This window comes from Pseudomonas sp. GD04158 (genome assembly GCF_029834875.1).
In the GTDB taxonomy this organism is placed as follows: domain Bacteria; phylum Pseudomonadota; class Gammaproteobacteria; order Pseudomonadales; family Pseudomonadaceae; genus Aquipseudomonas; species Aquipseudomonas hydrolytica.
The window spans coordinates 1-25,302 of the sequence record NZ_JAODYT010000005.1; the positions used below are offsets into that span (position 1 = coordinate 1).

At 65.6% G+C, this 25,302-nt stretch carries 27 protein-coding genes; 9 read left to right on the forward strand and 18 right to left on the reverse strand.

Translation table 11 applies throughout. The annotated features are described in order from the left end of the window. The 4 genes from treY to glgA form a co-directional block, all read right to left on the reverse strand. A partial coding sequence (gene treY, locus N7333_RS03245) for a malto-oligosyltrehalose synthase (RefSeq protein ID WP_279858461.1) occupies window positions 1-1,474 on the reverse strand: 1,474 nt, incomplete at its 3' end. Next, window positions 1,467-3,521, reverse strand: coding sequence for a 4-alpha-glucanotransferase (gene malQ, locus N7333_RS03250; protein WP_279858463.1), 2,055 nt, complete (start codon window positions 3,519-3,521; stop codon window positions 1,467-1,469). The genes treY and malQ, both read right to left, overlap by 8 nt. Continuing rightward, window positions 3,518-5,272, reverse strand: a complete 1,755-nt coding sequence (treZ, locus tag N7333_RS03255) for a malto-oligosyltrehalose trehalohydrolase (RefSeq protein ID WP_279858465.1) — start codon at window positions 5,270-5,272, stop codon at window positions 3,518-3,520. Before treZ ends, malQ begins: the two co-directional genes overlap by 4 nt. Continuing rightward, window positions 5,272-6,798, reverse strand: a complete 1,527-nt coding sequence (glgA, locus tag N7333_RS03260; protein WP_279858467.1) for a glycogen synthase GlgA — start codon at window positions 6,796-6,798, stop codon at window positions 5,272-5,274. The genes treZ and glgA overlap by 1 nt, the downstream gene beginning before the upstream one ends. A gap of 251 nt (window positions 6,799-7,049) precedes the next feature. Between glgA and N7333_RS03265 the strand changes: the two genes are divergently transcribed. After that, on the forward strand, window positions 7,050-7,532 hold the full coding sequence (locus N7333_RS03265) for a CinA family protein (RefSeq protein WP_003246814.1): 483 nt from the start codon (window positions 7,050-7,052) through the stop codon (window positions 7,530-7,532). A 9-nt stretch (window positions 7,533-7,541) separates the two neighbouring features. On the opposite strand, the gene N7333_RS03270 is transcribed toward N7333_RS03265, so the two are convergent. Both N7333_RS03270 and N7333_RS03275 read right to left on the reverse strand, forming a co-directional pair. After that, on the reverse strand, window positions 7,542-8,672 hold the full coding sequence (locus N7333_RS03270; RefSeq protein WP_012018629.1) for a mechanosensitive ion channel domain-containing protein: 1,131 nt from the start codon (window positions 8,670-8,672) through the stop codon (window positions 7,542-7,544). A gap of 35 nt (window positions 8,673-8,707) precedes the next feature. Continuing rightward, window positions 8,708-9,232: a DUF4142 domain-containing protein gene (locus tag N7333_RS03275; RefSeq protein ID WP_012018628.1), complete on the reverse strand. Its 525-nt coding sequence runs from the start codon at window positions 9,230-9,232 to the stop codon at window positions 8,708-8,710. Between the two features lie 274 nt (window positions 9,233-9,506). Between N7333_RS03275 and katE the strand changes: the two genes are divergently transcribed. Continuing rightward, on the forward strand, window positions 9,507-11,648 hold the full coding sequence (gene katE, locus N7333_RS03280; protein WP_012018627.1) for a catalase HPII: 2,142 nt from the start codon (window positions 9,507-9,509) through the stop codon (window positions 11,646-11,648). 34 nt (window positions 11,649-11,682) lie between these two features. On the opposite strand, the gene N7333_RS03285 is transcribed toward katE, so the two are convergent. The 9 genes from N7333_RS03285 to coxB all read right to left on the reverse strand — a co-directional run bounded on the left by N7333_RS03285 (window position 11,683) and on the right by coxB (window position 18,346). After that, window positions 11,683-11,853 carry a hypothetical protein gene (locus tag N7333_RS03285; RefSeq protein ID WP_157045651.1) on the reverse strand — a complete coding sequence of 57 codons (171 nt, stop codon included), beginning with the start codon at window positions 11,851-11,853 and terminating at the stop codon, window positions 11,683-11,685. A 3-nt stretch (window positions 11,854-11,856) separates the two neighbouring features. Continuing rightward, window positions 11,857-12,183 (reverse strand): four-helix bundle copper-binding protein, encoded by a 327-nt coding sequence (locus N7333_RS03290; RefSeq protein WP_012018626.1) that lies wholly within the window; start codon window positions 12,181-12,183, stop codon window positions 11,857-11,859. Between the two features lie 104 nt (window positions 12,184-12,287). Continuing rightward, complete coding sequence (locus N7333_RS03295) at window positions 12,288-12,512, reverse strand: PLD nuclease N-terminal domain-containing protein (protein WP_003246809.1); 225 nt, start codon at window positions 12,510-12,512, stop codon at window positions 12,288-12,290. A gap of 133 nt (window positions 12,513-12,645) precedes the next feature. Next, window positions 12,646-13,098: a hypothetical protein gene (locus N7333_RS03300; protein WP_012018625.1), complete on the reverse strand. Its 453-nt coding sequence runs from the start codon at window positions 13,096-13,098 to the stop codon at window positions 12,646-12,648. Window positions 13,099-13,111: 13 nt separating this feature from the next. Further along, window positions 13,112-13,429, reverse strand: a complete 318-nt coding sequence (locus N7333_RS03305; RefSeq protein ID WP_080589511.1) for a hypothetical protein — start codon at window positions 13,427-13,429, stop codon at window positions 13,112-13,114. 342 nt (window positions 13,430-13,771) lie between these two features. Continuing rightward, window positions 13,772-14,587 carry a cytochrome c oxidase assembly protein gene (locus tag N7333_RS03310; RefSeq protein ID WP_003246807.1) on the reverse strand — a complete coding sequence of 272 codons (816 nt, stop codon included), beginning with the start codon at window positions 14,585-14,587 and terminating at the stop codon, window positions 13,772-13,774. After that, window positions 14,578-14,931, reverse strand: coding sequence for a hypothetical protein (locus N7333_RS03315; protein ID WP_012018624.1), 354 nt, complete (start codon window positions 14,929-14,931; stop codon window positions 14,578-14,580). The genes N7333_RS03310 and N7333_RS03315 overlap by 10 nt, the downstream gene beginning before the upstream one ends. Beyond that, window positions 14,931-17,462: a cytochrome c oxidase subunit I gene (ctaD, locus tag N7333_RS03320; RefSeq protein ID WP_012018623.1), complete on the reverse strand. Its 2,532-nt coding sequence runs from the start codon at window positions 17,460-17,462 to the stop codon at window positions 14,931-14,933. The genes N7333_RS03315 and ctaD overlap by 1 nt, the downstream gene beginning before the upstream one ends. Then, window positions 17,459-18,346 carry a cytochrome c oxidase subunit II gene (gene coxB / locus N7333_RS03325; RefSeq protein ID WP_003246804.1) on the reverse strand — a complete coding sequence of 296 codons (888 nt, stop codon included), beginning with the start codon at window positions 18,344-18,346 and terminating at the stop codon, window positions 17,459-17,461. Before coxB ends, ctaD begins: the two co-directional genes overlap by 4 nt. Before the next feature lie 144 nt (window positions 18,347-18,490). Between coxB and N7333_RS03330 the strand changes: the two genes are divergently transcribed. Then, window positions 18,491-18,949, forward strand: a complete 459-nt coding sequence (locus N7333_RS03330) for a DUF2231 domain-containing protein (RefSeq protein ID WP_003246803.1) — start codon at window positions 18,491-18,493, stop codon at window positions 18,947-18,949. A 79-nt stretch (window positions 18,950-19,028) separates the two neighbouring features. Here the strand turns inward: N7333_RS03330 and N7333_RS03335 are convergent, their stop codons facing one another. After that, on the reverse strand, window positions 19,029-19,442 hold the full coding sequence (locus N7333_RS03335) for a CopD family protein (RefSeq protein ID WP_003246802.1): 414 nt from the start codon (window positions 19,440-19,442) through the stop codon (window positions 19,029-19,031). 378 nt (window positions 19,443-19,820) lie between these two features. Between N7333_RS03335 and N7333_RS03340 the strand changes: the two genes are divergently transcribed. From N7333_RS03340 to N7333_RS03350, 3 genes are all read left to right on the forward strand, one after another. Continuing rightward, window positions 19,821-20,372, forward strand: coding sequence for an ATP-dependent Clp protease proteolytic subunit (locus N7333_RS03340; protein WP_003246801.1), 552 nt, complete (start codon window positions 19,821-19,823; stop codon window positions 20,370-20,372). Window positions 20,373-20,501: 129 nt separating this feature from the next. Then, window positions 20,502-20,966, forward strand: coding sequence for a PA2169 family four-helix-bundle protein (locus tag N7333_RS03345; RefSeq protein WP_003246800.1), 465 nt, complete (start codon window positions 20,502-20,504; stop codon window positions 20,964-20,966). A gap of 86 nt (window positions 20,967-21,052) precedes the next feature. Next, the gene (locus tag N7333_RS03350) at window positions 21,053-21,523 is read left to right on the forward strand and encodes a PA2169 family four-helix-bundle protein (RefSeq protein ID WP_129482677.1); all 471 of its coding nucleotides are present in this window, start codon (window positions 21,053-21,055) and stop codon (window positions 21,521-21,523) included. 5 nt (window positions 21,524-21,528) lie between these two features. Here the strand turns inward: N7333_RS03350 and N7333_RS03355 are convergent, their stop codons facing one another. Beyond that, window positions 21,529-23,010, reverse strand: a complete 1,482-nt coding sequence (locus N7333_RS03355) for an FAD-dependent oxidoreductase (protein ID WP_129482678.1) — start codon at window positions 23,008-23,010, stop codon at window positions 21,529-21,531. Window positions 23,011-23,249: 239 nt separating this feature from the next. Between N7333_RS03355 and N7333_RS03360 the strand changes: the two genes are divergently transcribed. The 3 genes from N7333_RS03360 to N7333_RS03370 all read left to right on the forward strand — a co-directional run bounded on the left by N7333_RS03360 (window position 23,250) and on the right by N7333_RS03370 (window position 24,486). After that, a complete protein-coding gene (locus N7333_RS03360; RefSeq protein ID WP_279858504.1) occupies window positions 23,250-23,510 on the forward strand; it encodes a general stress protein in 261 nt (86 codons plus the stop codon). A gap of 166 nt (window positions 23,511-23,676) precedes the next feature. Next, complete coding sequence (locus N7333_RS03365) at window positions 23,677-24,186, forward strand: DUF892 family protein (RefSeq protein WP_003246790.1); 510 nt, start codon at window positions 23,677-23,679, stop codon at window positions 24,184-24,186. A 39-nt stretch (window positions 24,187-24,225) separates the two neighbouring features. After that, window positions 24,226-24,486: a DUF2061 domain-containing protein gene (locus N7333_RS03370; protein ID WP_003246788.1), complete on the forward strand. Its 261-nt coding sequence runs from the start codon at window positions 24,226-24,228 to the stop codon at window positions 24,484-24,486. A 90-nt stretch (window positions 24,487-24,576) separates the two neighbouring features. Here the strand turns inward: N7333_RS03370 and N7333_RS03375 are convergent, their stop codons facing one another. Further along, window positions 24,577-25,296 (reverse strand): ferritin-like domain-containing protein, encoded by a 720-nt coding sequence (locus N7333_RS03375; protein ID WP_129482680.1) that lies wholly within the window; start codon window positions 25,294-25,296, stop codon window positions 24,577-24,579. Between the last annotated feature and the right edge of the window lie 6 nt (window positions 25,297-25,302).

Sequence of the window (25,302 nt, forward strand, 5' to 3'; positions counted from 1 at the left end):
GCTGCAGCAGTGGCCAGTCCGCCTCGGCCAGGGTCTGTTTCGCACCCTCCAGAGCCTGCTGGAAGAACTGCCGATCCTGCGGCGAGCGCCCGCAGGCCTGGGCATAGGTGCGATACACCGGAAAGTGCACGATCAGCTCGCGCAAGGCCCGACGAATCGCGCCCAGGGTCAGGTCGCGGGTGGCGATGTCATGCCGGGCGACCTGCAGCAGGCGCTGGGCGACTTCCTCCAGATCACCGGCCAGCGAGCTGTCGAGCACCAGGCGCCGCGCCTGCTGCACCTCTTCGGCGAAGGCGGTGGGGCGGCCGCTCATTTCGCCCCACAGGGCGCCAAGCACCGGCTCGCCATGGGGATCGTGCTGCAGCAGGGAAACCTGGTTCATGAACTCGTAACCGGTGGTGCCGGCCACCGGCCAGCTCGCCGGCAGCTGCTCACCGTGGCCGAGGATTTTCTCCACGAACAGCGGCAGCGTCGCACCGCCACGCAGCCGGGCGATGCGGCGGCGCAGGCGGCTGCAATAGGCACGCGGGTTGGCCAGGCCGTCGATGTGATCGATGCGCAGCCCATCGACCAGGCCGCGCTCGACCAGCTCGAAAACCTTGGCATGGGTCTGCTCGAACACATCGGCGCGTTCCACGCGCAGGGCGCCCAGCTCGTTGATGTCGAAGAAGCGCCGCCAGTTGATGTCGTCGGCGGCGGTGCGCCAGCTGGCGACACGGTAATGCTGGCGTTCGAGCAGCCGGTGCAGGCGCTGCTGGCCGGCCTCGTCGCCCTGCTGGAAGGGTGCGAGCAGCTGCTGCGCCTGCTCGGCATGGCGGCTCAGTTCGGCGCACAGGCTCTCGGCCTGGCCGCGCGCTTGCGGGCCATCGCCGAGACGCGCGAAGCGCCGGCCCAGCTCACGCAGCGCAGGGTCTTCCGCGCCGCGCAGAATCTCGTCGTAGCTCGCCGGGGTCAGCGGCAGGCGATGCTCGAAATGCTGGGCGTGGAACCGCCCGCGGCGCGCATCGAAGGCCAGCTGCAGGGTGCCCTCGCGCAGGGCTTCGCCGTAATCGCTGCGCAGGAAGGGCACCAGCAGCTGGCCGCTGAGCAGCGGGTCATGGGATTGCCACTGGATGTCGAAGAAGGCGGCATAGGGGCTGGCGCGGCCCCATTCGAGCACGTCCAGCCACCAGGGGTTGCCTTCGCCGCCGACCGCCATGTGGTTGGGCACGATATCCAGGATCAGTCCCATGCCGCGCGCATGCAGGGCATCGGCCAGCTGCACCAGCGCGGCTTCGCCGCCGAGCTCGGGGTTGACCTGGCTCGGATCGATCACGTCGTAGCCGTGCATCGAGCCGGGCCGGGCGGTGAGCACCGGCGAGGCGTACAGGTGGCTGATGCCCAGCTGCGCCATGTAGGGCACCAGGGCCGTGGCGTCGTGCAGGGTGAAGCCTTTGTGCAGTTGCAGGCGCAAGGTCGCGCGCAGATCACTCATCGCCTGCCTCCCGGCGTGCCGTATCCAGACAGGCCAGACGGCGGCGGGTCGCCGGCTGTTCCAGCAGTTCGTTGGCCGCCAGCGGGTAGCGCCGTCGCCAGTTGGGGTGCAGGTCGCCGGGGCCGGGCAGGTTGGGCTGCTGCTCCAGCGCGCAGGCGTCTTCCAGCGGCAGCAGGGCGAGCGCCGAGGGCGTGCTGCCGATGTAGTCGATGCAGGCCTGCAGGCAGGCGTCATCATCGGTGCCGCCGAGCGGGCCGCGCTGTTCCAGCGCCTGCAGCAGCGCCACCCGTTCGCCGGCCCGCTCGGCATGGTCCTGCTCCAGGCTCTGCTCAGCGGCGTGCCCGGCGCGCACCCGCCATTCGATGTCGTGGCCGGCGAACCAGCCCTTGATGGTCGGCAGATCGTGCGTGGTGGTGGTCGCCAGGGCATTGCGCGACCACTGTGCCGGCGGGATGAAGCGCCCGTCCTGCTGTTCGAACAGCAGCACGCGGGTGCCGAGTATGTTGCGCGCCGCCAGTTTCTCGCGCAGCCCGTCGGGGACGGTGCCCAGGTCCTCGCCTATGACCAGGGCGCGATGGCGGTGCGATTCCAACGCCAACAGGCGCAGCAGGTCATCCAGCGGATAGCGCAGGTAGGCGCCGTGCTGCGCCTCGCCGCCCTGCGGGATCACCCACAGGCGCTGCAGCCCCATCACGTGGTCGATGCGGATACCGCCGGCGTGCGCCAGATTGGCCTGCAGCATTTCGATGTAGGCGCGAAAGCCGTGCCGTTGCAGCCCCTGCGGCGAGAAGGCGGCGACGCCCCAGTTCTGCCCCTGGCGATTGATGATGTCCGGCGGCGCGCCGACGGTGACCGAAGGCAGCAGTTCGTCCTGGCGTGACCAGGCCTGGCTGCCCGCGCAATCGGCGCCCACGGCCAGATCGGCGATCAGGCCGATACCCATGCCCGCACCGCTGGCCGTGGCCTGGGCGCATTCCAGGCCATGGGCGATCAGCCACTGGGCGAAGGCGTGAAACCTCAGCGTATCGGCCTGTTCCGCGGCGAAGCGGGTGACGGCGCCCTGGAGCGGGCTGCGCAGTTCCTGCGGCCAGCTGCGCCAGTCGCCGCTGGCCCCTTCGCGCAGGCGCTGCGCATGAATGGCCTCGAAACAGCAATGCTGCTGCAGGGCGTCGCCGCCTGCTGCGCGGAAGGCCTCGAAATCGGCGAGCAGATCGCCCGGGGCCTGGCAAAAGTCCTGATACAGCTGCCACAGCAGGCGCTGCCGCGCCTTGGCCACGGCGGGCCAGTCGATCAGCTCCAGGTGTTCCAGACGTTGCATTTCCTCCTGCAGACCGGCCGCCTGAATGGCGCGCTGCACCCGTTCTTCGCCCAGGCGGTCGGCAGGCGCCGCATGCAGGGGGTTGAAGAACAGACGACTGGACGGCGAGTAGGGGCCGAAACGCTCGGTGTCGGCAGCGAACAGCGCGTGTACCGGGCTCAGTGCCAGGGCATCGGCGCCCTGGTTGGCGGCATGCCGCAGCAGCTCGGCCACTGCCTGGGTGTCGCCGACGCCGCCATCGCCTGGGCGGCGCAGCCCGTAAAGCTGTGCGGTAAGCCCCCAGATGCGCGGTTTGCCGCACAGCTGCGACACCGACAGGCACGCCGCCGGGGTGACCGCCAGCGCGTGACGGGTATCGCGGATCTCCAGCTGGTAATAGCCGGGCTGCGGCTGCGCCGGCAGGCGGGCGTCGGCGTCGAGGCGGCCGCTGAAGACCTGGCCCTGTTCGTCGATAAGCCGGTAGGGGCTGTCGGCCGGGTAGAGCGCCAGGGGCAGGGGCTGGCCCTGATCCTGCAGCAACAGGGCATCGGGCGAGGGTACGTGTTGCTGCTGCGTCAGCATCGCCAGGCTCGAACGTATCTGTTCGGGGCTCTGGGCCGGGTAACCCAGCGCTTCCAGCAGGGCGCGCTGCGCCTCCGGGGTAACGGTTTGCGGCCGGCCGTGGGCATCCGTCCAGTCGATGTACAGACCGGCCGCCTCGGCCAGTTCGGCCAATAGCGTATCGCTCATTGCACGGGCTCCAGGGTGACCAGGGCACTGCGCGCCGGCAGTTGCTCCTGACGTAGGTCGGCATCCTCGATGCGGTAGGTGTACAGCCGCTCGGCCTGCGCGCTCGGGGTCGGCAGATGCACCGCCCCCGTGCCCAGGTTCAGCGCGATGCTCAGTGTCGGCCCGTTGCCGAGCCGCCAGCGCGCCAGCACGGCCGCGTCGCCCAGTACCTCTGCGCCGAGGCTGCGTGCCTCCTGCAGACCCGGCTGCAGACGCGTGCGGCGCACCTGCAGCAGACCGCGGTAGAAGGCCAGCCAGTCGCGCTGCTGCGGCTCCAGCGCCGGTGCCAGATCCGGCTGCGAACGCAGGAAGCTGGCCAGCGCGTTGGGATCGGCTATGGTCTCGCGGCTATGGGCATCGCTGAAGCGGGAGAATTCGGCGAACTCGTTGCGCCGGCCCTCGCGCACCGCATTGGCCAGCTCGTCGTGATAGTCGGTGAAGAACAGGAACGGCCTCGTGCAGCCCCATTCCTCGCCCATGAACAGCAGCGGCACCATGGGGCAGAGCAGCAGCAGCACGGTGGCCGCCTTCAGCGCATCGGGCTCGGCCAGCAGCGCCAGGCGTTCGCCGAAGGCGCGGTTGCCGACCTGGTCGTGGTTCTGCAGAAACAGCACGAAGGCATGCGGCGGCAGGTCGGCGCTGGGTTCGCCACGCGGGCGGCCGTGGCGATTGGCCTGGCCCTGGTAGACGAAACCCTGCTCCAGACAGGTGGCCAGCTTGCGCGTCGGCGCCTGGGCGTAGTCGGCGTAGTAGCTCTCGTCCTCGCCGGTGAGCAGCACGTGCAGGGTGTTGTGGCCGTCGTCGTTCCACTGCGCATCGAAACCGTCGCGCAGCAGATGCGCGGCGTTGTTCTCGTTCTCCAGCACCAGGTGCACGTGGCGCTGCGCCGGTACCGCGGCGCGCACGCGCGAGGCCAGCTCGCGGAGAAAGCCGTCGTCGTCGATGGCGTGCACCGCGTCCAGGCGCAGGCCGTCGATGCGATAGTCGAGCAGCCACATCAGGGCGTTCTCGCAGAAGAAATCGCGTACCTGCGGCCGGCCGAAATCGATGGCAGCGCCCCAGGGGGTGGCACGCTCCTCGTGGAAGAACTGGCGGGCGTACAGCCCCAGGTAATTGCCGTCCGGGCCGAAGTGGTTGTAGACCACGTCGACGAAGACCATCAGGCCGAAGGCGTGGGCGCTATCGACCAGGCGTCTGAGTTCATCCGGCGTGCCGTAGCAGCTCGCCGGCGCGAAGGGCAGCACCCCGTCGTAACCCCAGTTGCGCCGGCCGGAAAAGGCGGCGAGCGGCATCAACTGCAGCGCCGTGACGCCCAGGTCGACCAGGTGCGGCAGATGTTCCTCGACCTGCTGGAAGCCCCCGAACAGGCCGACGTGCAGCTCGTAGATCACCGCCTCGTGCCAGGGCCGGCCGTGCCACTCGCAATGGCGCCATTCATAGCGCTGCGGGTCCACCACCTGGCTGAAACCGTGCACATCGTCCACCTGCCGTCGCGAGGCGGGGTCCGGCACCGTCCATTGTTCGTCGATCAGGTAGCGGTAACTGGCTTCCGCGGGGCAATCGAGCAGCAACACGAACCAGCCGTCGTCCTTGGGCGTCAGCCGGTGCTGACTGCCGTCCAGCAGTTGCAGGTCCACGCGCCGGCAACTGGGAGCCCAGAGTGCGAAACGTGTACGTCCGTCGGCCATCGGCCGGGCGCCATGGCTGTACATCAGCGCTGCTCCCTCCTGGCGCTGCTTCGTGCCAGCAGGCGCTGATACAGGCGGTCGTAGGGGCGTACCGATTGCCGCCAGTACAGCGGCGCGTGCATGGCGTGGCAGCGCATGGCGTCGAACAGCTCGCGGTGGCGATACACCTGCAGGGCCCGGTCGATGGCGGCTCGATAGCTGGCGGCATCCGGTTCATCGAAGAGAAAGCCGCTGACGCCATCCTCGATGGTGTCGGCCAGCCCGCCGGTGCGCCGGGCAATCGGCAGCGAGGCGAAGCGCTGGGCGTAGATCTGGCTCAGCCCGCAGGGCTCGAAACGCGACGGCATGAGCAGGAAGTCGCTGGCCGCGTACAGACGCCGCGCATCGGTCTCGTTGAAGCCGATGTGCACGCCGATGCGTCCCGGATAGCGCTGCGCCAGTTGCGCCATGGCCGCCTCCAGAGCCGGTTCGCCGCGACCGATGGCACCGATGCGGCCGCCCTGGGCGACGATGTGCTCGGCCACCTCCAGGGTCAGGTCGATGCCTTTCTGCTGCACCAGGCGGGAGATCACCGCGAACAGCGGCCCCTCGGCCTCCAGCCCCAGCCATTGCTCGACATAGGCGGCGTTGGCGCGCTTGCCTTCCCACTGGCGCGGGGCGAAGCCCTGCAGCAGGTGCGGGTCGGTTTCCGGATTCCAGCTTTCGTCGATGCCGTTGACGATGCCGCTGAGCTGCCCTGCGGCCACCTTGGCCTGCAGCATGCCCTCGAGCCCGCAGCCGAACGCGGGGGTGGTGATCTCCTGGGCATAGGTGCGGCTCACCGTGGTGACGTGATGGGCATACGAGATACCGGCCTTGAGAAACGACAGGCGGCCATGGAACTCCAAGCCGTCGATGCCGCAGGCCTCCTCGGGGATCGCCAGCTCGCTGCTGCAGGCCATGTCGCACAGGCCCTGGTAGGCCAGGTTGTGAATGGTCAGCAAGGCCGGTGCCGTGGCGCCACGCCAGGCCATGTAGGCCGGCGCCATGGAGGCCGGCCAGTCGTTGGCGTGCACCAGGTCCGGACGCCACTGGATGCCGGCGTCGCCGGTGGCGATTTCCGCCGCGGCCAGCCCCAGGCGAGCGAAACGGATGTGGTTGTCGGGCCAGTCCTGGCTCTGCGCATCGCCGTAGGGCGTGCCGTCGCGTTCGTAGAGCACGGGGTTGAGCAGCACGTAGACGATCAGGCCATCGGCCAGATCCATGCGTCCGATGCGGCACGGCGGCAACGCCGCCAGCCCGCGGACATGGCCGACGATGCGGATCGGCCAACCGCTTTCCACCACCTGGCGATAGCCGGGGATCAGCAGGCGGATGTCGTGTTGCGGTGCCAGCGCCCGCGGCAGTGCGGCGGACACGTCGCCGAGACCACCGCATTTGATCAGGTCGCTGAATTCGGAAGTGACGAAGAGCACCCGCTTGCGCTGCGGGTGGTGGCTGCCCATGTGCAAGGGAGGCTGAATGTCCGCCGGAAGCTTGGCGTTTGGGTTGATAGCTGCAGCGGTTCCCATGTCTATCTCCAATGTTCGAGTACACCTGAGGGCATCCCGGGCAAAACGCCACGGGCGGGTAGGAGAGCGGAGTCGCAACGTGTGGCTCGAAGCCTTGGCTATCCATCGCCCCCATACTCTTTTGCTGACGGGGCGAAAGCGGCAAAGGTTCGACCTTTTTTTGTCTGACAAGCGCAGCGGAAAAGGTTGAACTTTGCCCGCTCCGACAGCTTCCACAGAGCGGTAGCCAACGAGCCCGGAGGTTGTGGCAGATGGACAGCGTCGAGCAGATCGTCAACTTTCTGAACAAGTACAAACTGCGCCTGAGTACGGCGGAATCCTGCACGGCAGGGCTGATCGCCTCGCTGGTGGCCGATATTCCCGGCAGCGGCCAGGTGCTCGACTGCGGTTTCATCGTCTATTCACCCGAGGCCAAGCAGCAGTGCCTGGGCGTCAGCGCCGAGACCATCGAGCGCTTCGGCCTCACCAGTGAGGAGGTCGCGCAGGAAATGGCCCTTGGCGCGCTGACCCGCAGCGGCGCGGATATCGCCCTGGCCAACACCGGGCTGGCCGAGGCCGACGACGAGATGGACGGCGTGCAGTGCATCGCCTGCGCGATCCGCCTCGATCAGCACCAGGGCATCGTCAGCGAGACGGTGCAGTTCAGCGGCGATCGCAACGAGGTGCGCCGCGCCGCCGCCAGCTACGCGCTGCTGCAGCTGCCCTATTACTACGAGCGCCTGCGCGCGGTCTGAGAGCGCCGGTTACACCGGCGGCTGGCGCTGCGCATCGGCAGTGGGGGTGTTGCGCGGCGCCGCGTCTTCACTGCCGTGCAGGTTGGCGCGCAGTCGCGGCAGGTGATCGGGATAGCGGTTGCTGATGAAGGTGATCAGGTTCTCGCGGATGTAGCAGCGCAGGTCCCAGTTGCGCGAGGAGTCCGGCGAGCTGACCAGCACCCGCAGCTGGATGGCGCGGTCGCTGGTGTCCACCACCTGCAGCACGTTGACGCGCTCGTCCCACAGGTGTCGCGCCTCCTGACACAGGCGCGTCAGCTCCTGGCGCAGCGGCTCGAGCGGAGTGGCGTAATCCACCCAGAAGAACACCGAACCGGTGATCGAGCTGGTCTGCCGCGTCCAGTTCTGAAAGGGGTTCTCGATGAACCACTGCAGGGGCACCACCAGCCGGCGATCGTCCCAGATGCGCACCACCACGTAGGTGCCGGTGATCTCTTCGATGCGCCCCCATTCGTTTTCGACGATCACCACGTCGTCCAGGCGGATCGGCTGGGTCAGGGCGATCTGCAGACCGGCGATCAGGTTGCCCAGCACCGGCTTGGCGGCAAAGCCCACGGCCAGACCGGCGAGGCCGGCCGACGCCAGCAGACTGGTGCCGAACTGGCGCGCCGCGGGGAAGGTCATGAGCATGGTGGAGAAGCCGAAGATCACCACGAACACGCTGAGGATGCGCACCAGCACGCGGGTCTGCGTCTGGATGCGCCGCGCCTGCAGGTTGTCGGCCGTGTCCACCGGGTTGTACAGCACGACGATGCGCTGAACCGCCCCGACTGCGCGCAGGCCGAGCCAGGTAAATACGCCGATGGTGACCAGCGCCGCCAGGCGTCTGGCCTCGCCGATCAGCGCCATATTGTCCGGGGCGGCGTTGAGCACCAGTTGCATGGCCAGCAGCGGCAGCAACCAGCGCAGCGGGTCACGCGTGCTTTGCAGCAGCACATGGGCAAAGGGCAGGGCACCGCTGAAACGCGCCAGCAGGCGCAACAGGGTGCCGAAGAACAGGCTGGCCAGAGCCGCCGCGATCACGGCGACGAGCAGGGTTCTCAACTCTGGCCAGGGCACGAAGGCGAGCCAGTCACCGTTCAATGCGGTTTCCGTGGGCATCTGCAGTCATGCTCTCCGGGATGCGCGTGCCTGGATCAGTTCTCCGGCAGTTCGCCGTTGATCTGTTCGGCACGCTGCAGGTGCTGCTCCAGCTTGGGCAGGGTTTCCCGGGCGAAGGCGGCGATTTCCTCGTCCTTCACGTTCACGCCGCGGCGGAACAGCTCAATGGTCTGGCGGTGGGCCACCACCTGGTTGTTCATGTAGGCCTTGTCGAAGCTGCCTTCGCCGCGCAGCTTGAGCACCATGGCCTTGGCCTGATTGATCAGCTCGGCATCGTCGGACACGTCCAGGTCCTTGCGCTTGGCCAGCTCGGCCAGCTCCTGATTGGCCCGACGGTGATCGTCGATCATCATCTGCGCGAAGCCTTTGACCTTCTCGTTGCCGGACTTCTCCAGCGCCAGTTTGGCCGTCTCGATCTCGGCGACCCCCTTGGCCGACGCCTCCTCGACGAAGTCTTCGGTGCTGATCGAATCAGTCTCGTTGGCAGCCTGAATGGCCGTGACGGCGCACAGGGCGAATGCGGCTACAGCCAGCATGGCAAGCGGTTTCAATGGGTTCATGTTGCTTCCTCCGGTAATGGGCGTGCACTGGGGTAGAAGGGCCGGGAAGCGATGAAGTTCAGGAAGAATTTCCCCGTACCGGCGGCCCCAGCGGCGCAATGCCGTGGCGTGCGCCTGAAAATTCAACTCGAACCGAACCCCTGCGGGCTGCCTCATAAAAAACACCGGGATCGATTCGTGACCGCCCTTGTCAGGCCTCTGAAGCTGGCCGTCGCGCCCCGGAAATCTGCAGTGCGCGGCGACGCACCGCTCCGATCCAAGCCAGGAGTAGCCCATGAAGAAGCAATCGAAAGCCGCCGAGAACGGCAGCCAGATGGCCGGTACCGATACCCTCGACCGGGGTAATGGCAATGCCAAGCTCGATCAACTCGAAGCCTTCCGTGAGGACGCGACGGGGGAGGCGCTGACCACCAATACCGGCACGCGTATCGCCGACAACCAGAACAGCCTGCGCGCGGGTGAGCGCGGACCGACGCTGATGGAAGATTTCATCATGCGCGAGAAGATCACCCACTTCGATCACGAGCGCATTCCCGAGCGTGTGGTGCATGCCCGCGGCGCGGCGGCGCACGGCTACTTCGAGGTGACGGATGCGGCCAGCGACCTGACCTGCGCCGCCTTTCTCGGCGAGGTGGGCAAGCGCACTCCGGTATTCGTGCGCTTTTCCACCGTGCAGGGCCCCAGGGGCTCGGCCGACACCGTGCGCGACGTGCGCGGCTTCGCCGTGAAGTTCTACACCGAGGAAGGCAACTTCGACCTGGTGGGCAACAACATGCCGGTGTTCTTCATTCAGGACGCGATCAAGTTCCCCGACTTCGTCCATGCGGTCAAACCCGAGCCGCACAACGAGATACCCACCGGCGCCTCGGCCCACGACACCTTTTGGGACTTCGTCTCGCTGACCCCGGAGTCGGCGCACATGGTGCTCTGGACCATGTCCGACCGCGCCATTCCCATCGCCTACCGCTCGATGCAGGGTTTTGGCGTGCACAGCTTCCGGCTGGTCAATGCGCAGGGGCAGAGCAAGCTGGTGAAGTTTCACTGGCGCCCCAAGGCCGGCGTCTGCTCGCTGGTCTGGGACGAGGCGCAGAAGCTCGCCGGCAAGGACCCGGACTTCCACCGCCGCGGCCTCTGGGAGGACATCGAGCGGGGCCTCTACCCGGAATGGGAGCTGGGCCTGCAGGTGATGAACGAGGAGGACGCGCAGGGCTTCGGCTTCGACCTGCTCGACCCGACCAAGCTGGTGCCCGAGGAGCTGGTGCCGATCCGCGTGGTCGGGCGCATGGTGCTCAATCGCAACCCGGACAACTTCTTCGCCGAAACCGAACAGGCGGCGTTCCACGTCGGGCACGTGGTGCCCGGCATCGATTTCAGCAACGACCCGCTGCTGCAGGGCCGTCTGTTCTCCTACACCGACACCCAGCTGCTGCGTCTGGGTGGCCCCAACTTCAACGAAATCCCCATCAACCGGCCGCTGTGCCCCTTCCACAACAACCAGCGTGATGCGCCGCATCGCCAGCAGATCAATCGCGGCAGGGCGGCGTACGAGCCCAACTCCATCGACGGCAACTGGCCGCGCGAGACGCCGCCAGCGCCGACCGGCGGCGGTTACAGTTCCTATCCCGAGCCTGTGCACGGCACCAAGATACGGGTGCGCTCGCCCAGTTTCGCCGACCACTTTTCCCAGGCCACCCTGTTCTGGCGCAGCATGAGCGCGACCGAGCAACAGCACATCGTCGATGCCTACAGCTTCGAGCTGTCGAAAGTCGAGCGTCTGTACATCCGCGAGCGGCAGGTCAAGGAAATCCTCGCGCACATCGACCCGCTGCTGGCGCTGCGCGTCGCGGAGAACCTGGGTATCGACCTGGACAGCACCTCGACCCCGAGCATGGAGGGCAAAGCGGAGGTTTCCCCTGCGCTCAGCCAGATGAATCTTCTGCCTGGCGACATTCGCGGGCGCCGCGTCGCGGTGCTGCTCACGCCCGGCTGCAAGGCCGACGAGGTCGGCAGCCTGAAGAAGATGCTGGAAGGCGCCGGCGCCGTGGCCAAGCTGCTGGCGCCTTCGGCCGCCGCGCTGAAGGACTCCGACGGCCAGCCCATGCAGCCCGATGGCAGTTTTGCCTCGGAACCTTCGATCACCGTCGACGCCGTGTTCGTGCCGGGGGGCGAGTACGTGCTCAAGACGCTGCAGGACGACGGCGTTGCCAAGCACTACCTGCTGGAGGCCTACAAGCATCTCAAGCCCGTCGCGCTCAGCGGCGATGCCGCTCAGCTGGCGGCGATGCTGGGGCTGGAGGAGGACGCCGGGATGCTCTGCGGCGACAGTTTCGACCCGCTGTACATGCGCTTCGAAACCGCGCTGAAGCAGCACCGCATCTGGGATCGGGAAATGCGCGCCAAGACCATTCCCGCCTGAACCCGGCGCAGCGCCGAGTGGCAGCGTTTGCCTGCTACTCGGCATCGTCCGGCTGCTGCGTCCCCTTCGGGTCACGGGAGGGCCGCAGCGGCACCCGGCCGTCGAGCAGCGAGCCCGGATCTTCGTTACCTGGATCGTCCCACAGGCCTGCATCCGCCGGCGCCTGTCGGTCCTGCTCGGGTTTGCCTTTCTCGTGTTCGGCCATGGTTCATACCTGCTCCAGTGAGGGTTCTTCCGCGCACACCTGACAGCTACGCGCGCACTCCTGGCAATGCGCGCTGGCATGCAGGGCGCACTCCTCGGCACAGGCCAGGCAGGCGACTCGGCACAGCTGACTCGCCACCGCCGCGTAGTCGCTGTCACGCAACATCAGGGTAGCTGTCAGTCGGCACAAATCCGCGCAGTCACGGCATAACTGAATGCAGCGAAAACATTCGGCCTTTTTCTCGGTCAGACAAACGCTTGCGCAATGTTCGCAAGCGCTGGCGCAACTGTTATAAGCGGTGATGCTATCGAGATACTTATACCTCTCCATTACATGCATCCTCTCTGCACAGGTTGCGTACAGATATAAGTCATATAATTTTCAGCAATGCATTTGTTGCTGTTTCAGAAAACTTCCAGCGTGTACGAAATAATTTACTTGCTGTGCTCCGGTGAACTTGGTCCTGCACCATGTCCTCGCGGGCCGGCAATTCCCCAGCAAATTAAGCCAATAATGGGCAAGAACCAGATCAGCAATGCCCAAAGTGTCTTGGTACCGACCGTCTTGTCGCTGCGAAATACGCTGATAATTGCCCAGAGTTGCACCAGTGCGAGAATTGCAGCCAGCGCGATGGAGAAATAAAGCATCGAATCCGACATGTCCGGACCTCCGTGAAGTAGTCCTTAATATCGACACCCGCCCCGATCATTGGATCAATGATTCGAGGCGGGAGGGCAGAGCGCTTCACCGACCAGACCACCGTGGGGCTGGCCAGAAGCGAGAGGAGGGAATTCAGAAGGAGTGATTGGACCTGATGACTTCGATCATCATGTTCTGCGGTTTGTCCGTTTCGCTCCGCGGGATGGCAGTGCCACTAAGGTTCGCGCAGGTGAGGATCGAACGGCTCAACTCGAATTCCTCGCCATGGTGCAGCGGGCTCACCTTGTCTCTGCCGCAGTTGCCCTGGCTACAGCCTCGTTCGCTCATCGCTTCGCTACGCACCTCGTAGCAGCTCGAATCGATGTCCTGCAGGCTCTGAGCCGCGTAGCTCGGTGCCTGAAGGCTGTGCTGAGGAAGTACCACCAGTGCAGCCGGCTGGAGAGGCTGCCAGATCAACAGCACCACCAGGCAGGTAGAACCTGCAATGTAGGGCCATTCGCAAGACATCCGCGCTTTGGGAGTGTGGTGCTCGACCTGCTCCATCAGGTTGCCCTGACAAGGTCTAAAGGCATGACGTCTAGGCATCGATATCACTTCCTTATGAGGTTTTGAGCTTCCGTAGAGCCCACAAACGGGAGTTGCGCGTGCGAAAGATCGGCTCGCGCGAGTAAGTTGGCAAAGTACTCGAGCAACAATACTTCACCGCTTCGTTTATCGAATGCCCATCCTCATCCAGGGTCATGTCGAATTTAATCAGACGAATGACTTCTTCTGTGGAACAGTTCGCATCAACAACGCGTGTCAAATGTCTGTTCCTGTGCTTGACGGTCAGCACTACACTTCCGTCCGGTCGTGACATCGTATCGATATCATAATCCGATAGTGCTGATCTAATACCTTCCAGGTCGTGTTTCATATACACCTCCTTTTCAAAACACTCCTGAAAAATAGCGATGTCATTTTAGAATGCCAGAGATCGGGACGATTGGTAAAAAAAAAGGACAAAGTGATATCACGACGATATAACGCGTATCGCTGTATTAACTGGGAAGAGGTCTAGACCAAGACTTGCAGGCAAAACTCGCCGTTTCGGCAATATCGTTCGCTTACAGCGTGTTAAGCACGCCAAGATAAATTCGCGAGTCTCGCGACAGAAAAACAACTTGAACTTAACGGCTGCGAGGGCATCGGCCTCGGCGACGTCATCGCGCTTCGCAGCGTTGGGCGCCGAGGCCGAACGTACGCGTTTCGCTCGCGTTCACAGCGGTCGCGCGTCGGCCTGGCGGCGCCAGATGCGCGTCAGCCAGCGCCAGCTGATCCAGCCGGCACCGGCCAGGTAAACCAGGCTGCCGGGTACCCACATGAGCAGGCCGGCCAGTTGCTGGTCGGCCAGATCACGCGATTCGCCATAGAAGGGGGTATTGCCGAAGGTCAGCAGTGCGCCCAGCAGGCCCGTGTGCATCAGCGTCAGCAGAATGGCCATGAGCGCGTGGGGCACCTGCCGGGGACTGGCCCGCAGGCAGGACCACCAGAACAGCCAGGCGCTGAACAGAAAGCAGGCGTGCTCGATGGCATGCCACCAGGTGTTCTCCAGCGCCAGCATGTACAGACTGGGCGTGTGCCAGATCCAGATCATCGCGCCGTGCAGCATGGCCAGTGCCACCGGGTAGCGACCGCCACGCAGCAGCGCGTCGGACAGCGGGCGCAACCAGCCGCCCAGTACCGCTCGCCATTGCGGCAGCGGCCGCGCCAGCGCCCACAAAGGTGCAATGACGATCATGAACAGCATGTGCTGAACCATGTGCAGGCTGGTGCTGGTTTCCGCCCAATCGTCGATCGGGCCGAACACGGCGAATACGGTTATGACCATCGCCAGGTGCATCCACAAGGCCTCCCGGCCATGCGGCCGTACCTTGCGGCAGCCGATTATATAAAGCAGCCAGGCGCTACCCAGGAGCACCGCACTCAGCATCAGGGGCAGGCGCTCGTCGAGATGCAGGTGACTGTCGAATGGCCCATGGGCAGCAGCGCTGGCGGGCAATAGCAGGATCAGGGCACAGAGCATCACAGGCATGGCGGCAGGCTCAGGATTGGCAGGGCGACGAACAGGGTGCCCAGCGCACCCACCAGGTGTACGGACGCGGCCAGGCGCGCGACGAAACGGCCGGCCGGCTGTTCATCGGCGCGTCTGGCGGCGAGCTGAAAGCGCCTGGCCAGCCACAGCAGAGCCATGAACGTCAGCAGGCTGAACAGGGCGAGCAGGGCGTTGAGCCAGGTCCACTGGCCTTGCTCGGGAGCCGGCGGCGCCAGCGCGCAGCCCACTGAGAGACCACCGTAAACGGCGACGAACCACAGGCTCCAGAGCACCAGCCCGAGCGGAATGTGGATGGGGTTGTAGGGCGAGGCCAGGGGCTGCATCACAGGCCTCCAAAGGTGGGCGGAAACAGGACGAGGCAGAAGTAGCTGATCCACAGCACCGCCAGGTTGTATTGCCACAGCTGCTCGACCACCAGCGGCTCGTAGGGCGTCTTGGCGCAGACATAGCCGTAATGCACGCGCAGGGCCTGCAGACCGCTGAGCACGGCGGCCAGCACGCCATGCAGCAGGCTGTAACCGAGCATCACCAGAACCACGGCGTCATGCGCCGTGGCACGCGGCGCGAGATCGCCGCCGAGTATCGCCCACAGCAGCAGCGCCGCATGCAGCAGCCCCAGCGTGGCAACACCGGCGAAGCAGGTGAGCAGGGCGGAAGGCTCGCCCTCGCCACGGCGCAGCCTACGCAGCACCGGCCGTTGCCAGAGCACCGCGGCAGTCAGCGCCAGGGCGCTGGCCAGCAGCACGCGCTGGTCGAGCACCGGCGCGTCCGGCACCTGCCAGTTCGGCGATACCGTCCACAGGTAGAACCAGCCAAACAGCAGCGACAGGTACAGCGCACCGTTGGCCAGCAAGGTGACGCCCATGCCCCACAGCCCGGGACCATCGCAGGTGCGTGAATGCAGCGGCGGCTCGCCCGGCTGTACCCGCGCGTCCGGTGCCGCCAGGGGATGCGCGCCGTTCTCCCAGCTCCAGCGCAGCAGGGCCAGCACCGCGACGAGGCTGGCAGCGAGCGCAACCCAGTAGTGCTTGCTCAGCAGACCCAGGCAGGTGAAGGCGATGAACGCGGCGGCGATGAAGGGCAGCCAGCTGTTGCCGGGCAGATGGACAATCTCGCGCACCTTGCCGGTCAGCGGCTCGACGCCCCAGGTTTCCCTACGGCCGTGGTCGATCACCGTCAGCGCGAAATCGCCACGGTCGATGCGCTCGCCCAGATCGGGCTCCTCCCACAGCGGGTGGCGGGTGCGCACCGGCGGCAGGCTGACGAAGTTGTAGGGGCTCGGCGGCAGGTGGGTACTCCATTCCAGGGTATCGGCCTTCCACGGGTTGTTGCCCGCCGGCTGGCCGAAACGAAAATGCAGGACGATGTCCAGCAGCACGGTGGCGATACCGATGGCCATGATGAAGCTGCCCACCGAGGAGATCAGATTGGGCAGGTCCCAGCCCAGGCCGGTCTGGTAGGTGTAGATGCGCCGCGGCATGCCCATCAGCCCGGTCCAGTGCATGATCAGGAAGGTAACGTTGAAGCCGATGAACACCAGCCAGAAGCCCCATTTGCCCAGGCGCATGGAGGGCATGCGCCCGGAAAAATGCGGCAGCCAGTAATAGATGCCGGCCAGCAGCGGGAAGAACATGCCGCCCACCAGCACGTAGTGCATGTGCGCCACCACGAAATGGGTGTCGTGCACCTGCCAGTCGAAGGGCACCAGAGCCAGCATCACCCCGGTCAGGCCGCCACAGACGAAGATCACCAGAAAGCCCACCAGCCACAGCATCGGCACGTGGTACACCGGGCGCCCCAGCCACAGCGTGGCGATCCAGGCGAACACCTGAACGCCGGTGGGTATCGCCACCAGCATGCTCGCCGCGGAGAAGAACGCCTGCGCCAGTTGCGGGATGCCCACGGTGAACATGTGGTGCACCCACAGGCCGAAGCTGATGAAGCCGGTGGTGAGAATGGCCAGGACCACCCAGCGATAGCCCGCCAGCGGACGCTGGCAGAACACTGGCAGCAGGGTCGAGACGATACCGGCGGCGGGCAGGAAGATGATGTACACCTCGGGGTGGCCGAACAGCCAGAACAGATGCTGCCAGAGGATCGGGTCGCCACCGCGGGCCACCTCGAAGAACGGCAGGCCGGCGGCGCGCTCCAGTTCCAGCAGGATGCTGCCGAGGATCAGTGGCGGAAAGCCGACCACGATCATCATTGCCATCACCAGGATGTACCAGGCGTAGATCGGCATCTTGTGCAGTGCCATGCCTTCGGCGCGGGTGCGCAGGATCGATACCACCAGTTCCACCCCGGCCGAGACCGCGGAGATTTCCACGAAGGTGATGCCGATCAGCCAGAAGTCCGAGTTCGGCCCCGGTGTGTGTACCGCGCTGGACAGCGGCGTGTACATGAACCAGCCGGCCTTGGGCGCGATGCCCAGCAGCAGGCTGGCACACAGGATCAGCCCACCGAACAGGTAGCACCAGTAGCCCAGCGCCGACAGGCGCGGGAACACCAGGTCGCGCGCGCCGAGCATCTTCGGAATCAGGTAGACCGCCAGGCCTTCCATCATCGGCACGGCGAACAGGAACATCATCACCGTGCCGTGCATGGTGAAGATCTGGTTGTACATGTCCGGCTCGAGGAAGTCGTAACCCGGCAGCGCCAGTTGTGTGCGCACCAGCATCGCCAGCAGCCCGCCGAACAGGAAGAAGCCCAGCCCGGTGAGCATGAAGCGGATGCCGACCGTGGTGTGGTTGACGATGGTCAGGGACTTCCAGCCGCGCGGGTTGCCCCACACGTCGTCGAACTGGTCGTGCAGGTCGTTCGTATCGACGTTGTTGTCACTACTCTGTTTGCTCACGGTGCCAGGGTCTCCAGCCAGTCGGCGATGGCGCTGAGGTGGTCGGGGTCGAGATCGTCGTGCAGCGGCATGGCGTTGCCAGGCTTGAGCCGCTGGTGTTCGTGCAGCCAGCGCAGCAATGCGCCCGGCTCGTTGCTCAGCACGCCGGCACCCAGGCTTTTGCGTGAGCCGATGTCGCTCAGGTCGGGCGCCCGCTCGCCATCGCTGACGCCGGCGACGCGGTGGCACTGGCCACAGCGCGCCTGGAAGGCTTCGCCGGCCGGGCCGGGCAGGGGGCTGATCTGCGGCTCACTACGGGCCTGCAGCCAGGCCTGGAAGTCGTCCTCGCTGTGGGCCTGCACGTCGAGAATCATGTGGCTGTGCTGGGTGCCGCAGAATTCCGAGCACTGCCCGCGAAACACGCCGGGCTGATCGGCCTGCAGGCGGATGCGGTTGTCGCGGCCGGGGATCATGTCGATCTTGCCGCCCAGGCGCGGCACCCAGAAGGAATGGATAACGTCGGCGCTGCTCACGTCCAGGTCCACCGGACGCCCCGTCGGCAGGTGCAGCTGGTTGGCGGTGACCACGCCGCTTTCCGGGTAGCGCACCTCCCACCACCACTGGTGCCCGACCACCTCGATGCGCAGCGGCGGCTCGTCCAGCGGCAAGGGCAGCATGCGATGACCGATGGGAATGCCGAACGCCAGCAGCACGATGATGCTCAGCGTCGGCAGCAGCAGGCCGCCCCCCACCAGCCAGCGCAGCGTCAGCTGCCGTGCGCGAGCGGCGTCCACTTCGCGCGGCTGGCGGCGCATGGCGTGCAGCCACAGCGCGGTCACCACCACCAGCACCAGGGTGGCGAACGCGCACATCGCCCACCACAGCAGCGCCACCTCGCGTGCCATCGGCCCGGCGGGGTCGAGTGCCGATTGCGGGCCCTGGCAGGCAACGAGCAATGGAACTGCCAGCGTCAGCGCGGTCCATTTCAGACAGGGACGCTGCAGCAGGCGTCGCCGTTTCCTTCCCAACCCTTGCGCAAGGAGGCCTGGATGGCCGAAATCAGAGAAGTCATTGTCAGCCGCGCCGCCATCGCCGGGCATCCGTTGCACCCGATGATGATCCACTTCCCGGTGGCGGCGTTGCTCGGTCTGGTGGCCAGCGACATCGCCTACCTGCTGCTGGCCGACCCGTTCTGGGCGCGCGCCAGTCTCTGGCTCGCCGGCGTCGGCGCCTTCGGCGGCTGGGTGGCCAGTCTGGCCGGGCTGGTCGACCTGCTGACGGTGACCAGCATCCGCCTGAAGATCACCGCCTGGTGCCACGCCATCATCGCCGTGATGATGCTGTCGCTGGCCTCGCTGAACTGGCTGCTGCGCTACGCCGGACCGGAGCAGGGCATGGAGCGCTGGGGGCTGTACCTGTCGCTGCTGACCGCCGCCCTGATCGCCCTGGCCGCCTACCTGGGCGGGCGCCTGGTGTACGAGCACGGCGTCGGCGTCGATACCCGCTGAGTAGCGCCTCGTCCCCTGACCGACTGGTGCGTGCTGGTGGTTGCGAGGCAAACGGTGCATGTCGGTAGGAACTCCGCGGTCAGAAGGGCTTGGCCAGCACCAGCCAGAGCGTGGCGCTGATCAGGCTGGCGATCAGCAGGCCGATCAGCAGGCAGTCACGGCGCAGCGATGGCTCGGGGACGCGTTCGATGCGCAGGACCAGCACGCCACACAGCGCATGGCAGATGACCATGCCGGCAACGGTGGTGAGCTTGACGATCAGCCAGGGATCGAACAGGGCATCGCGCAGGAACAGTGCGGTACCCGAGCCGATGGCCAGCAGCGCGGCGGGCGTGGCGACGAGGGTGAAGACCATGCGCGTCAGGTGGGCATGGTCGCGATAGAACAGGTCGTCGCTGCTGCGGGTCCCGGCGGCGATCATTGCCGGCAGGTACATCAGCGCGCCGCACCAGCAGATCAGCGCTGTCAAATGCAGCAGTTTGAGCAGTGGCATCGATGCTCTCCGTTGCGTCCGTTCGTTGCCGAGGCGTGACCCGAGCGGGACGGGTCACGGTTTTGTGACTGCCTGACCGGGCGCGAGTTCGGCCTTTTGCCGTGGCTCGCATGCCTCGCAGGAAAAGAAGGGAACCGCCGCAAGGAGAAGGAGGGAGACGGTGCGGCGGCCCCGGGGGAACCGTATTTCGCAGGTTCGGGGTGTTCGTTGTCCGTGGTTCCCTTGAAAGGAACAGAGTTCCGCTCGAGGCAGCCGTTCAGCCTTTTTTCGCCAGAGCGGGCTCAGGTGCCCGTAGAAAGGTGAACCCTGTGGGGCAGTTCTCACTCACTGCAAGAGAGGGAGGCGCGTGACGGCGCCTCAACGACAGAGGAGAGCAACATGAGAACTCACGTCGTGCATTTCACCGCGCCGATCAACTCCTACACGTGCGGGCAGTTCATCGACAAATGCAGCCAGGCGATCCATCAGGGCGCAGACGAGCTGGTGATCAAGATCGCCACCATGGGCGGGGAGTGCAGCTACGGCTTCTCCCTCTACAACTTCCTGATCTCGCTGCCGGTGCCGGTGAAGACCCACAACCTCGGCACGGTGGAATCGATGGGCAACATCATCTTCCTCGCCGGGCAGACGCGCACCGCCTGCCAGCACAGCAAGTTCCTGTTCCATCCCTTTCACTGGACGGTCAACGGCGCGGTGGACCACACGCGCATGTCCGAATACGCCATGAGCCTGGACTACGACCTGCAGCTCTACGCCGCCATCGTCGACGAGTGCACGCAAGGCGCGCAGGCCCCGCTGGACGTGCTCGACTGCCTGACCGCCGCGCCGCGGATTCTCAACGTCGAGGAGGCGCTGGCGGCCGGCATCATCCACTCCGTGGATTGCCTGGGCATGCCGGCGGAATCCGTCAACTGGTGTGTGCATACCTGAAGCCGTGCCTGGCGACCGCTTGGAAGATTGGCTGAACGATCCCGCTCGGCTGTGCGTCGGATTTCATGTGGCCCCATCACGGGACATCCAACCAAGCATTGGCCGTCGTATCGGCCCGGAGGCGAAAAAATGGAGCTCACAGACGATCGCAAAGAGCTTGTCCGCACCCTCAACAAACTGATCGAAACCTGCAAGGACGGCGAGGCCGGCTTCAAGGTCTGCGCCGAAGACATCAAGCGCCCGGACATCAAGCAGCTGTTCACCCAGCGCGCGCGGCAATGCGGCGAAGCCGCCGCCGAGCTGCAACGTGTGGTGCTGGAGTTCGGCGGTGAGCCGGAGGACAGCACCAGCATCAGCGCTGACCTGCATCGCCGCTGGGTCGATCTCAAGTCGCTGGTGACCGGCAAGGACGAGGAGGCGATCCTCAACGAGGCGGAGCGCGGCGAGGATGTCGCCAAGGAGCGTTACAGCGAAGCCTTGAGCAAGAACCTGCCGACGGATATCCGCGCCATGGTGCAGCGCCAGTACGAGGGTGTGCTGCGCAATCACAACGAGGTCAGGGCGTTGCGTGACGCAGAGCGCGCCAAGAGCTGACCCTGCCGCTCGCGACCGGATGCGCGGTTCGCTCCGCGCATCCGGTTTTCTCCTTTCACACGGTGAACGCGAAGGGCTTTCAGCACATGCCGACACTGGACAAGACCATCACCCAACTCAACCACCTGTTGCTCGCCTGCGAGGACGGGCAGCTGGCCTATCGACGTTTCGCCGCTGACGCCGAGGCGGCGGATCTGCAGCAGCTGTTCGACACCTGGGCTGCCGAACACGCGCTGGTGATCGACCTGACACAGGCGCAGATCGCCACCTACGGTGGCCGGCCCAGCGATCATCCCAGCCTGCAAGGCGTGCTGCGCGAAGGCTGGTACAGCCTCAAGGCGCTGGTTGCCCCCGTGCATGACGATGCCCGATTGCATGCCGCGCTGGAGGTCGAGCAGCAGGTTCGACGCTGCTTCGAAGCGCTGTTCGACGAGCCGCTATCGCCCGAGTTCCGCAAACAGCTCAGCGAACCCCACGAGCGCGCCCTGGAGCGCGATACGCAGATCCGCGCGCTGCTGGAGAATCCCGTTCAGCGCGACTCCTCCAGTTCCGGCTAAGCGCCTCAGCGCCGCAGCCTGCGCTTGGCCAGCGGCTCGCGCGCCGGGCCGTGCCTGACCGCACCATCGGCCTCGAAGATCAAACCATGGCAGGGGCAGTCCCAGGTTCTGTCGGCATTGTTCCAGGTCACCGGACAACCCATGTGCGTGCATTCGGCCGACAGCGCATGCACCGCTCCAGCATCATCGCGCCAGACTGCCAGCTTGTCCTCGCCGCGCCGCAGCACGCCACCTTCGCCAGGGCCGAGATCCTCCACCGAGTCGATGTAGGTGTGGCTGTCGCTGCTCTGATTGAGGTCCTCGCCCGCCGAACGTCTCGGGTCGAACAGCGCGCCCCAGGGCCAGCGGCCACTGACGATCTGCTCGGCCAGACCGAGCCCGGCAGCCGTGCCGTTGGTAATGCCCCAGGCACTGAAGCCGGTGGCCACGAACAGGCCGGGGGACTGGTCCGGGTCGGGCTCGCCGACGTAGGCCATGCGATCGGGCGTGTCGTAATCCTCGTTGCACCAGCGCCAGACGGGCTCGGCCACCGGCAGATGCTGGCGAGCCCAGTGTTCCAACTCGTCGAAGCGCTGCGCGACATTGCCGTCCTGGCCGGTGTTGAACCGCGGCCCCAGCACGATCAGCAACGGCCCCTCGGCATCCTGACCCATGCGGATCGAGCGGGTCGGCTCTTCCACGGCGATGAACATGCCATCCACGGACTCGCCCTCGCGCGGGCGAAAGGCAATGGCCACGTGGCAGCGGGGCTGGGTCGGGCTGATGTAGTCCACCGGTGTCTGCACCGGCATGTGCGTGGCCAGGACCAGCTGATCGGCGCTGACCACGCCGCCTTCGAAACCGACCTGCCAGCGCTCGTCGTGCTCGAAGCTCATGGCGCGGGTCCGCTCGAACACGCGGCCACCTCTGGCCTGTACCGCCTGCGCCAGGCCCACCAGGTAACTGGCCGGGTTGAACTGCGCCTGCTGGGGAAATTCCAGCGCACAGCTGGTTGCAAAGGGCAGCGGCGCCTGGTGCAGCACCCGTGCCTCCAGCCCGAGGGAACGGGCGGCTTCGGCTTCCTTCACCACCGCGGCCTTCTGCGCTTCGGAGATGGCGTAGGCGTAGGCCGAACGCTGTTGGTAGTCGCAGTCGATGGCGTAGCGCTCGATCCACTCGGCAATGCGCTGCATCGCCTGGCGGTTGGCATCCGCGTAGGCCCTGGCCAGCGTTTCGCCGCAATCATCTAGCAGCTCGCGGTAGATCAGCGCGTGCTGCGTGGTGATCTTGGCGGTGGACAATCCCGTGACCTGACGACCCACTTCGCGCGCTTCCAGCACCATCACCGACTTGCCTGCCTCGCTCAGTGCCAGGGCTGCACTCAAGCCGGCGATACCGGCACCGACCACCACGACCTCGCATTCGCAATGCCCGGAGAGGGTGGGGAAATCGCCTTTCGGTGCCGAGACGGTCCAGCAACAGTCGGGCGTGGCGGATAGCGCGGGCATGATGGCTTCTCCTCGTTTCAGCCTGGGTCTTTCTGTGTAGAAGTCCCTCGCGCAAGCCCGGTTCAACCTTTTTCCAGGGGCCAAATCGCTGCCGATGCCGTTCATCCCGGGCGCTGAAAATAACCTGAACCGCGCCCTGCAGGCGCCACTCCTCTCTAGTGAGGGCCAACGCAATCGCCAGGCCCCGTCCCTTTGAACGCGAAGAAGTGGAGGTTTCCATGACCACGCAGAAAGGCAAGATGACCGTCGAACAAGCTGGCCGCAAAGGAGGTGAAAGTACGTCCGCCAGCCATGACAAGGAGTTCTATCAGGAGATCGGCAGTCAGGGAGGTCAGAACAGTGGCGGCAATTTCAGGAACGATCCTGAACGCGCCTCCGAGGCCGGCCGCAAAGGCGGACAGGCCAGCGGTGGCAACTTTTCCAACGACCGTCAGCGTGCCTCCGAAGCAGGACGCAAGGGCGGTGAGCGCAGCCACGGAGGTGGCGGCAACAACCGCTAGCGTCAGCTAGCGCGAGCGCCACGGATGGCGCCTTGTTTCAGATTCTCTTTTCCAACAGATAGCCGCGATTTCCGCCCCCCTGTGCTTGCGCCAGCGGGAGCGGTGAGAGGAGGGCGCCTGCCCCCTGCAAGGCCATCTGCAATTCGACCGACAGGAGCTAAACGACATGTCTACCCCTACCGACAATCTGCTGGACTGGCTGCGCGACGCCCATGCCATGGAGCAACAGGCCGAGAAGATGCTTACCGCCCAGGCCGAGCGCCTGGAACATTACCCGGACCTCAAGGCGCGCATCGTCCAGCACATCGACGAGACCCGTGGCCAGCGCGAGCTGCTGGAGTCCTGTCTGCAACGCCTGGGCAGCAGCCCTTCAACCTTCAAGGACCTCTCCGCCAAGGTAATGGCCTTCGGCCAGGCCGTTGCCGGCATGACGGTCAGCGACGAGGTGGTCAAGGGTGCAATGAGCGGCTACGTGTTCGAGAACATGGAAATCGCTTCGTACACCGTGCTCATCGCCGCGGCCAAACGCGCCGGCGACGCCCAGACCCAGACCGCCTGCGAACAGATCCTCAAGCAGGAGGTGGCCATGGCCGACTGGCTGCGCGATCACCTGCCGCAGATCACCGTCGCCTTCCTCGAGCGCTCCGCGGCGCCTGACCTGGACGCCAAACGCTAACGGAGCCCGGCACCGCCTCGCGCGGTGCCGGGGCCTTTGATGCCAAAGACTCTTACCTTCGCCATCCTGCACTTTTCCATCGCCTTCGGCATTGCCTATGCGCTGACCGGCGATTTTCTCACCGGCGGCCTGATCGCCGTGCTGGAGCCTGCCTGCAATACGGTGGCTTACTACTTCCACGAAAAGCTGTGGAACCGTCTGGACAAGAAGGCCGCCGCCGATGGCGGCGACGCTGCCGGCCACGGTCACAGCCATATCCTCGGCACCTTGCGGCGCATGCTGCGCCGCGGCGAAAGCTAGTGCCATAAGCAGCAGAAGAGGGCGCTGAACGAAAAGCGGGGAAGGGCCCATGGCACCTTCCCCGCTCGTTCGTGCTACTTAACTGTGCGCTTATACCTGCCGCACGACTTCCTCCTTCAGCCAGTTGCGCACCGTCTCCAGGTGCACCTGCTCCTGATTCAGCGCCTTGTAGAAGCTCTCGGCGATTTCGGGCTGGCCACAGGTGTCGGCGAGTTCGATCAGCAGCTCCCAGCCAGCGTTATCGGTGAGCTCGGCGGTCAGCAGCGCGTTGAGCGACTGCGCCAGGTTGGTCCGCGGGTCACTGATGGTCTGCAACACGCCCATGCCGGTGACACCGACGACATCCGCGCAGGGCGTCATCGCCGAGGGATCGGCGCCGAGCTTTTCCATCGCCGCCACGACCAGGGCGAAGTGCTCGGCCTCTTCGGCGCGAAAGCGCTGCAGGGTGGTCAGCTGCGCTTCGTCGACCACCTCGATCACCGAGACCTTGGCCAGCAGTGCCTCGTATAGGCGCACCCCGGTGCGTTCGAAGGCCAGGCGCTCGCCCAGCTTGTCGATCAGCATTTCCGGGCTGACGCCGGTGAGCTTGTTCAGCGCCGTCTTCATCATGCCCTTGACCGAGCCGGGGAGCGGCACCGAACCGACGGCATCGGCCCGCGCCACTTCCTCGCTGCGCACCACAGCCAGCTTGCGTTCGTCGCCGGGCACATCTGGCGGCACTTCCTGGCTGGCCTTGAGCATGGCTTCGCTGTCGATCGGAGACATTTGTACGCCGGTGTAGTTGAGTCCCATCTTGGTAGCGTTCTGCATGGCGAA

Excerpts from the sequence above, each read along its gene's own strand:
- malQ (WP_279858463.1), bottom strand. The coding sequence starts at position 3,521 with ATGAGCGATACGCTATTGGCCGAACTGGCCGAGGCGGCCGGTCTGTAC.
- treZ (WP_279858465.1), bottom strand. The coding sequence starts at position 5,272 with ATGTACAGCCATGGCGCCCGGCCGATGGCCGACGGACGTACACGTTTC.
- glgA (WP_279858467.1), bottom strand. The coding sequence starts at position 6,798 with ATGGGAACCGCTGCAGCTATCAACCCAAACGCCAAGCTTCCGGCGGAC.
- N7333_RS03265 (WP_003246814.1), top strand. The coding sequence starts at position 7,050 with ATGGACAGCGTCGAGCAGATCGTCAACTTTCTGAACAAGTACAAACTG.
- N7333_RS03270 (WP_012018629.1), bottom strand. The coding sequence starts at position 8,672 with ATGCCCACGGAAACCGCATTGAACGGTGACTGGCTCGCCTTCGTGCCC.
- N7333_RS03275 (WP_012018628.1), bottom strand. The coding sequence starts at position 9,232 with ATGAACCCATTGAAACCGCTTGCCATGCTGGCTGTAGCCGCATTCGCC.
- katE (WP_012018627.1), top strand. The coding sequence starts at position 9,507 with ATGAAGAAGCAATCGAAAGCCGCCGAGAACGGCAGCCAGATGGCCGGT.
- N7333_RS03285 (WP_157045651.1), bottom strand. The coding sequence starts at position 11,853 with ATGGCCGAACACGAGAAAGGCAAACCCGAGCAGGACCGACAGGCGCCG.
- N7333_RS03290 (WP_012018626.1), bottom strand. The coding sequence starts at position 12,183 with ATGGAGAGGTATAAGTATCTCGATAGCATCACCGCTTATAACAGTTGC.
- N7333_RS03295 (WP_003246809.1), bottom strand. The coding sequence starts at position 12,512 with ATGTCGGATTCGATGCTTTATTTCTCCATCGCGCTGGCTGCAATTCTC.
- N7333_RS03300 (WP_012018625.1), bottom strand. The coding sequence starts at position 13,098 with ATGCCTAGACGTCATGCCTTTAGACCTTGTCAGGGCAACCTGATGGAG.
- N7333_RS03305 (WP_080589511.1), bottom strand. The coding sequence starts at position 13,429 with ATGAAACACGACCTGGAAGGTATTAGATCAGCACTATCGGATTATGAT.
- N7333_RS03310 (WP_003246807.1), bottom strand. The coding sequence starts at position 14,587 with ATGCCTGTGATGCTCTGTGCCCTGATCCTGCTATTGCCCGCCAGCGCT.
- N7333_RS03315 (WP_012018624.1), bottom strand. The coding sequence starts at position 14,931 with ATGCAGCCCCTGGCCTCGCCCTACAACCCCATCCACATTCCGCTCGGG.
- coxB (WP_003246804.1), bottom strand. The coding sequence starts at position 18,346 with ATGGCACGCGAGGTGGCGCTGCTGTGGTGGGCGATGTGCGCGTTCGCC.
- N7333_RS03330 (WP_003246803.1), top strand. The coding sequence starts at position 18,491 with ATGGCCGAAATCAGAGAAGTCATTGTCAGCCGCGCCGCCATCGCCGGG.
- N7333_RS03335 (WP_003246802.1), bottom strand. The coding sequence starts at position 19,442 with ATGCCACTGCTCAAACTGCTGCATTTGACAGCGCTGATCTGCTGGTGC.
- N7333_RS03340 (WP_003246801.1), top strand. The coding sequence starts at position 19,821 with ATGAGAACTCACGTCGTGCATTTCACCGCGCCGATCAACTCCTACACG.
- N7333_RS03345 (WP_003246800.1), top strand. The coding sequence starts at position 20,502 with ATGGAGCTCACAGACGATCGCAAAGAGCTTGTCCGCACCCTCAACAAA.
- N7333_RS03350 (WP_129482677.1), top strand. The coding sequence starts at position 21,053 with ATGCCGACACTGGACAAGACCATCACCCAACTCAACCACCTGTTGCTC.
- N7333_RS03355 (WP_129482678.1), bottom strand. The coding sequence starts at position 23,010 with ATGCCCGCGCTATCCGCCACGCCCGACTGTTGCTGGACCGTCTCGGCA.
- N7333_RS03360 (WP_279858504.1), top strand. The coding sequence starts at position 23,250 with ATGACCGTCGAACAAGCTGGCCGCAAAGGAGGTGAAAGTACGTCCGCC.
- N7333_RS03365 (WP_003246790.1), top strand. The coding sequence starts at position 23,677 with ATGTCTACCCCTACCGACAATCTGCTGGACTGGCTGCGCGACGCCCAT.
- N7333_RS03370 (WP_003246788.1), top strand. The coding sequence starts at position 24,226 with ATGCCAAAGACTCTTACCTTCGCCATCCTGCACTTTTCCATCGCCTTC.
- N7333_RS03375 (WP_129482680.1), bottom strand. The coding sequence starts at position 25,296 with ATGCAGAACGCTACCAAGATGGGACTCAACTACACCGGCGTACAAATG.